This window comes from Syntrophales bacterium, from assembly GCA_030018935.1.
In the GTDB taxonomy this organism is placed as follows: Bacteria; Desulfobacterota; Syntrophia; order Syntrophales; family CG2-30-49-12; genus CG2-30-49-12.
The window spans coordinates 1-5,942 of record JASEGZ010000071.1 but is presented as its reverse complement, the minus strand read 5'-3'; the positions used below and the strand labels follow the sequence as shown (position 1 = coordinate 5,942).

The following is a 5,942-nucleotide window of genomic DNA, read 5'->3' as shown; positions in this document are numbered from 1 at the left end:
GATGATTCTGATTAAATAACCCCCTTTCGGATAGATTATTTTTGATGAAGGTCGCAATGTTGACAGATTTGTAATATAATGATATAAATCACTGTTAGGTGCGTTTATTTTGTGGGAAAAAATCATAGAGAAATGTCAGCCTTTGACATTTTCTCAAAAATTTAGGTGAATGCACCACAAAATACAATGAAGGAGGTGATAGCTTTCAACAGAAAAGGTTTTCATATAGCTTGGGTTCAGATATTATAATTTGAATAATAAAAAGGAGGAAAGAATACTATGGCGATAGAAAAAGAAAAACTAATGGATATGTATCGGACAATGGTTCGAATCAGGTTTTTTGAGGAGAGAGTTGCCCGAGAGTTTGCCGCAGGGAATATTCCTGGTTTTGTCCACTTATACATAGGCGAGGAGGCTATCGCTACCGGTGCATGCGCGAGTCTGAGACCTGATGACTATATTACAAGTACTCATCGAGGACACGGCCATTTAGTTGCCAAGGGTGGAAAAACGGACCTGATGATGGCCGAACTATATGGTAAGAAGACTGGCTATTGCAAAGGGAAGGGAGGCTCGATGCACATCGCTGATGTGGATATTGGCATATTGGGTGCCAACGGGATTGTAGGCGCCGGGATACCAATTGCTACCGGGGCCGCTCTTTCAGCCAAAATGAGGGGAACAGACCAGGTCGCTCTCTGCTTCTTTGGCGATGGTGCATCTAATACCACGAGATTCCACGAAGGAATAAACCTGGGCTCCATCTGGAAGCTCCCAGTGGTCTACATCTGTGAAAACAATCTATATGGCATTTCTGTCCCCCAGAGCTACCATATGAACATATCTGACATCGCTGATAGAGCAGCCTCATATGGGATACCAGGCGTAGTTGTTGATGGGAATGATGTGATAGCGGTATATGAGGCTGTAGGTGAGGCGGTGGTAAGAGCCAGGAGGGGCGAAGGTCCTGCCCTCATAGAGTGTAAAACCTATCGATACAAGGGACACTTTGAGGGAGACCCCCAAGTCTACAAACCAAAAGAAGAAGTTGAAGAGTGGATGAAGAAGGACCCAATTCCGAGGTTCAAAAAACAGCTCATTGAAATAGGAGTATTGACAGAAAAGGAAACGGGCGAGATTGATCAGGATATGTTGGAGGAAATGAATAAAGCTGTAAAGTTTGCTGAGGAAAGCCCATTCCCAGCCCCCGAGGAAACCCTAGAGGATGTCTATGCCTAAGGGTTTCAACAAATTAAGGAGGTCAAGAAATGAGAGAGATAACCTTTAACCAGGCTATAGCTGAAGCCCTGGATGAAGAAATGAAGTTGGACCCAACGGTATTTATCATGGGCGAGGATGTGGGCGTCTATGGTGGCGTATTGGGTCAAGTCGCCGGTCTATTTAATAAATATGGACCGGAAAGGGTGAGAGACACCCCAATCTCAGAGACAGCAATCATTGGGGCTGCTATAGGAGCAGCTGCAACCGGGATGAGACCAGTTCCAGAGATAATGTTCAGTGACTTCTTGGGTGTACCCATGGATGAGATATTAAATCAGCTAACTAAAATGAGATACATGTTTGGGGGAAAGGCAAAGTTGCCTGTGACTATCAGAACTCTATGCGGTGCTGGCATATCGGCTGCTGCACAACACTCTATGTGCCTCGAAGGTTTGTTGATGAGCATTCCAGGGCTTAAGATCGTATTACCTTCAACCCCTTATGATGCTAAAGGCCTGCTTAAGTCGGCAATCAGAGATGATAATCCTGTAATATTTTTTGAACATAAGATGCTGATATTAGCTGGACCAAAGAGCAAGATACCGGAAGAGGAATATACCATACCCCTGGGAAAGGCGGATATCAAGAGGGAAGGCAGTGATGTTACCGTTGTCGCCACAGCACTCATGGTTCATCGGGCACTTGCAGCCGCAGTAAAACTTCAAGAAAAAGGCATAAGTTTAGAGGTTATTGACCCTCGAACTATAGTGCCGCTTGATAAGCAAGCAATTATTGACTCAGTCAAAAAGACGGGTAGGCTGGTAATTATGACCGAAGAATCTAAGACCGGGAGCTTTGCCTCCGAAATCGCGGCTATAGTAGCTGAGGAAGCATTTGACCTTCTTGATGCACCGATAAAAAGGGTCAATGCCCCGGATACGCCTGTTCCCTTCAGCCCGGTTCTGGAGAAATTCTATATGCCCGATGAGGAAGACTTGATTAAGGCTGTAAATGAGATTATGTAATCCAATTTGTTCCATAGCACAGGCGAACTTAGTCAAGGTAAAAGCTTGTTAGGAGAAAGAAGGTTGAAAGAGATAGTCTGTAATACTGCATACCCAGATGGAGCGGGTGGAAATGTTTCCATTTGGTAAGTTAAATTATTTACTCATAGAAAGGAGGTAAGAAAAATGGATCTTGGTTTGAAAGGGAAATTGGCTTTGGTGACTGGTGGCAGCCGTGGCATTGGCAGGGCCTGTGTGCTGGCATTGGCCCAAGAAGGGTGTAATGTGAGTATTTGCGCCCGAGGCAAGGAATCTCTAGATGAGGTAGCCGAGGAGATTAGGGCCCTCGGAGTCGAGGTTCTCGCTGTGCAGGCAGACATCTCCACCATGGAAGACATAAAGAAAATGGTGGCTGCCACCCTTGAGAGATTCGGCCGGGTTGATATCCTGGTGAACAATGCAGGTGTGGGTCGACTGAGTGATATGCTGACCTTCCCCGATGACGAGTTCAAGTACAACATGGACCTTATGCTGTTTGGCGTCATTCGTGCTTGTAGGGAGGTTATCCCCCACATGAGAAAACAGGGCTGGGGTCGGATCATCAACATCTCCTCAATATTTGGGAAGCAGCCAGGTGGCCTGGTGGATTACGACTCCATCAAGGCAGCGGTAATTATGTTCACTAAAGACCTGTCTAACTACCTGGCTAAGGATAACATCCTGGTGAACACCGTCTGTCCCGGACCAATTCGCACACCCCTCTGGGAAGGTCCTGGCCAATTAGGCGATCAATTGGGTGGGTTGTTGGGGAAGTCAGGACAGGAAGCCATAACCTGGTTTGCCGAGCAGAACATCCCTCTGGGACATCATGGACTACCAGAGGATATAGCCTATATGGTGACTTTTCTAGCCTCGGAGAAGGCGAAGTTTATCACCGGACAGGCGATCAATGTTGATGGTGGTATGGTGAAAGCTACCATTTAAATAACGCTACCATCAGGGTTGTGCCTTCCTGTCTGGAGAAGGGGAACATCTTTGGCATTAGCCTTGGGACATATAACTTCCAGGCTTCTTAGCTACTGTGATGACCTATTACAGAAAGCCATCCCGGTACAAATGAAGCTGGACATCACCATGGTGGGGCTATTAATATAGGAGTTGATTGAATCCTTCAAGGGTGAAGGAGCTCTCGAAAGCTTCGTCACCTGGAATTATCTATTAGTTATGAATAAGACCATCCAGACAATGGAAAAAGGAGAACTTTTCCTGCTTACAGAGCGCTTCTTTGACGGGGGTGGCTACAATTCTTAGACATAGTCGGCACCCTGAAGGTTAAGGTTTTATCCGCAGGCATACCATTATAAGTAATTTGAGAAGGTTGATTAAGTGAGCAAAGTAGGGATTATAGCCAATCCCGCCTCGGGAAAGGACATAAGACGGCTGGTGGCGTGTGCCAGCATCATGGATAATGTTGAGAAGACCAATCAACTAAGAAGGATAATTTTGGGCATAGATTCCACTGGTGTGGATGAGATTCTAATTATGCCAGATTACTATGGCCTTGGACAAAGGGCTTTGCACCAGATAGGAAGTGAGAATATTAGAGCCAAGGTTTCTATAATAAACATGGCAGTAACATATTCCTGCGAAGACTCCACCTTAGCAGCTAAACTAATGGGTGAATTTGGAGTAGGATGCATTGTTACCCTGGGTGGGGATGGGACTAACCGGGATGTAGCTAAAGGAAACAGCTCTATACCGTGTGTCCCCATATCTACAGGCACCAATAATGTCTTTCCGGTGATGATTGAAGGTACTACAGTTGGGATTGTCGCTGGGATTGTAGCCAAAAAATTCGTAGATGGGAAAGATACTATAAGGACCCATAAAAGGCTCGTCATCCTAAGAAATGACATTGAAATTGACATGGCTTTAATTGATGCAGTGGTTTTAGACCAGCTCTTTATTGGCTCTAGGGGCGTCTGGAAATTATCTGAGGTGAAACAGATTATCTGCACTAGAGCTGAGCCAACTAATATGGGCTTGACTTGTATCGGGGGGAACTTGCATCCCCTGGGGCCTAACGATAAACGCGGTATGCATATAAAGATAGGGAATGGGGGTTTAAAGGTAAAGGTCGCTGTGCTTCCCGGGCTAATTAATGAGGTAAGGGTTTAGGAGTTGAAAATGTTGAAGCCTGGAGAAGAAGTTGAGGTATTCCATAAGCCATCTGTTATTGCACTGGATGGCGAGAGAGTGATCACAGTGATGGCCTCTGATCAAGTAAAAATTAGGCTTCAAAGTGATGGGCCACTCGTTGTTGATATAGAGAAGACTCTCAGAGAAGCGGTGGGAAAGGGCTTTTTCAGAGACTAAGTTAGGAGGAGAAAAATGGCTATCTATATAGCGATACCACGTTTAGGCATGGCTGAGGAACCGGCTACTATAGTTGAATGGAAAGCCAAGGAAGGCGACTGGATTGAACAAGGTAATATCGTCTTGGTTATAGAGACAGTGAAAATTGGGTGGGAGATTGAGGCTGAAGCTTCGGGCTTCCTACATATTTTGGTTGAAGAGGAAAATGAAGCAGAGATAGGCACAATTGTTGGTCTTATCGCTGAAACAAAGGAAGAACTGGAAGAGCTCCAAAAAGAATCACCAAAGGAAATAGTGGCACCTGTTACTGAGCTTAAAGAGTCCCCTCCAGCAGATATTACTCGTGTTGTTGAGATTAAGACCAGGGAAGGGGAGCGTATCCGAATATCCCCAGTGGCTCGTAAGATGGCCGAAGAACACATAATAGATATAGCAACAATAGTTGGCACCGGACCCGAGGGAAGAATTGTAAGAGAGGATATTGAAAGAGAGATACAAGCAAAGAAAAAGATAGAAGTAACCCCTATTATTTACCAGGGTAAAAGGGTGAAATCCACCATTCCCCTTAAAGGAATGAGAAAAGTAATTGCTGAACACATGCATCGTAGTTTGTCAATTTCTGCTCAGCTTACCACCTTTGGTGAAATAGACATGATTGAGATGATAAAGTCACGAGAAACCCTGGTAAGCCAAGCCGAGGTTATCGGTGTCAGAATCACCTACACAGATATATTCGTTCTCACAATTGCCAGAGCACTCAGGGACAACCCGATAATTAATTCCAGCCTAATAGATAATGAGATTAAGGTCTGGGAAGACATAAACATTGGTGTTGCCGTTGCTTTAGATGAAGGGCTTATTGTTCCTGTGGTAAGGAATGCCGATAAGAAATCCCTTGTCGAGATAAGTCAGACGGTAAGGACATTGGGGGAGAAGGCAAGGGAAGGTAAGTTAACCTTAGACGAGGTCAGCGGAGGCACATTTACTTTAACCAATTTAGGGGCACTTGGTGGAGGATGGCGTTTTGACACCCCGATTATAAATCAGCCGGAGTCAGCAATTCTGGCAACTGGGGGCATCACAGATAGAGTCGTGGTTAGAGAGGGACAAATCGTGATAAGACCTATCATGACATATAGCTTAACTTATGACCATAGGGTAATTGACGGAGCTGGGGCGGTCAAATTTATGGCAAGTGTGACCCGGTTGCTGGAGAACCCTAACCTTTTATTAGTTTAAAAGTCAGGCAATATTATGAAGGAGGGAAACAGTAATAATTGCTGAAGGTCCCCCTATTGACACCTATTCCTCTTTCCTGTAATATATATTTGCTCTGGTTGG

At 45.1% G+C, this 5,942-nt stretch carries 6 protein-coding genes; all 6 read left to right on the top strand.

From position 1 onward, the window contains the following. Positions 1 to 279: 279 nt before the first annotated feature. The 6 genes from QMD03_09725 to QMD03_09700 all read left to right on the top strand — a co-directional run bounded on the left by QMD03_09725 (position 280) and on the right by QMD03_09700 (position 5,840). Complete coding sequence (locus QMD03_09725; GenBank protein ID MDI6777490.1) at positions 280 to 1,239, top strand: thiamine pyrophosphate-dependent dehydrogenase E1 component subunit alpha; 960 nt, start codon at positions 280 to 282, stop codon at positions 1,237 to 1,239. A 29-nt stretch (positions 1,240 to 1,268) separates the two neighbouring features. Then, positions 1,269 to 2,246: an alpha-ketoacid dehydrogenase subunit beta gene (locus QMD03_09720; protein MDI6777489.1), complete on the top strand. Its 978-nt coding sequence runs from the start codon at positions 1,269 to 1,271 to the stop codon at positions 2,244 to 2,246. A 165-nt stretch (positions 2,247 to 2,411) separates the two neighbouring features. Beyond that, entirely contained in the window at positions 2,412 to 3,209 is a 798-nt protein-coding gene (locus QMD03_09715; protein ID MDI6777488.1) for an SDR family oxidoreductase, read from the top strand. A gap of 477 nt (positions 3,210 to 3,686) precedes the next feature. Next, positions 3,687 to 4,403 carry an NAD(+)/NADH kinase gene (locus QMD03_09710; protein MDI6777487.1) on the top strand — a complete coding sequence of 239 codons (717 nt, stop codon included), beginning with the start codon at positions 3,687 to 3,689 and terminating at the stop codon, positions 4,401 to 4,403. Positions 4,404 to 4,412: 9 nt separating this feature from the next. Further along, entirely contained in the window at positions 4,413 to 4,601 is a 189-nt protein-coding gene (locus QMD03_09705) for a hypothetical protein (protein MDI6777486.1), read from the top strand. A gap of 15 nt (positions 4,602 to 4,616) precedes the next feature. After that, a complete protein-coding gene (locus QMD03_09700) occupies positions 4,617 to 5,840 on the top strand; it encodes a dihydrolipoamide acetyltransferase family protein (protein ID MDI6777485.1) in 1,224 nt (407 codons plus the stop codon). Positions 5,841 to 5,942: the final 102 nt, after the last annotated feature.

Bases quoted from the DNA above. Each gene is read 5' to 3' on its own strand.
- QMD03_09725 (MDI6777490.1), top strand. From the start codon at position 280: ATGGCGATAGAAAAAGAAAAACTAATGGATATGTATCGGACAATGGTT.
- QMD03_09720 (MDI6777489.1), top strand. From the start codon at position 1,269: ATGAGAGAGATAACCTTTAACCAGGCTATAGCTGAAGCCCTGGATGAA.
- QMD03_09715 (MDI6777488.1), top strand. From the start codon at position 2,412: ATGGATCTTGGTTTGAAAGGGAAATTGGCTTTGGTGACTGGTGGCAGC.
- QMD03_09710 (MDI6777487.1), top strand. From the start codon at position 3,687: ATGGATAATGTTGAGAAGACCAATCAACTAAGAAGGATAATTTTGGGC.
- QMD03_09705 (MDI6777486.1), top strand. From the start codon at position 4,413: ATGTTGAAGCCTGGAGAAGAAGTTGAGGTATTCCATAAGCCATCTGTT.
- QMD03_09700 (MDI6777485.1), top strand. From the start codon at position 4,617: ATGGCTATCTATATAGCGATACCACGTTTAGGCATGGCTGAGGAACCG.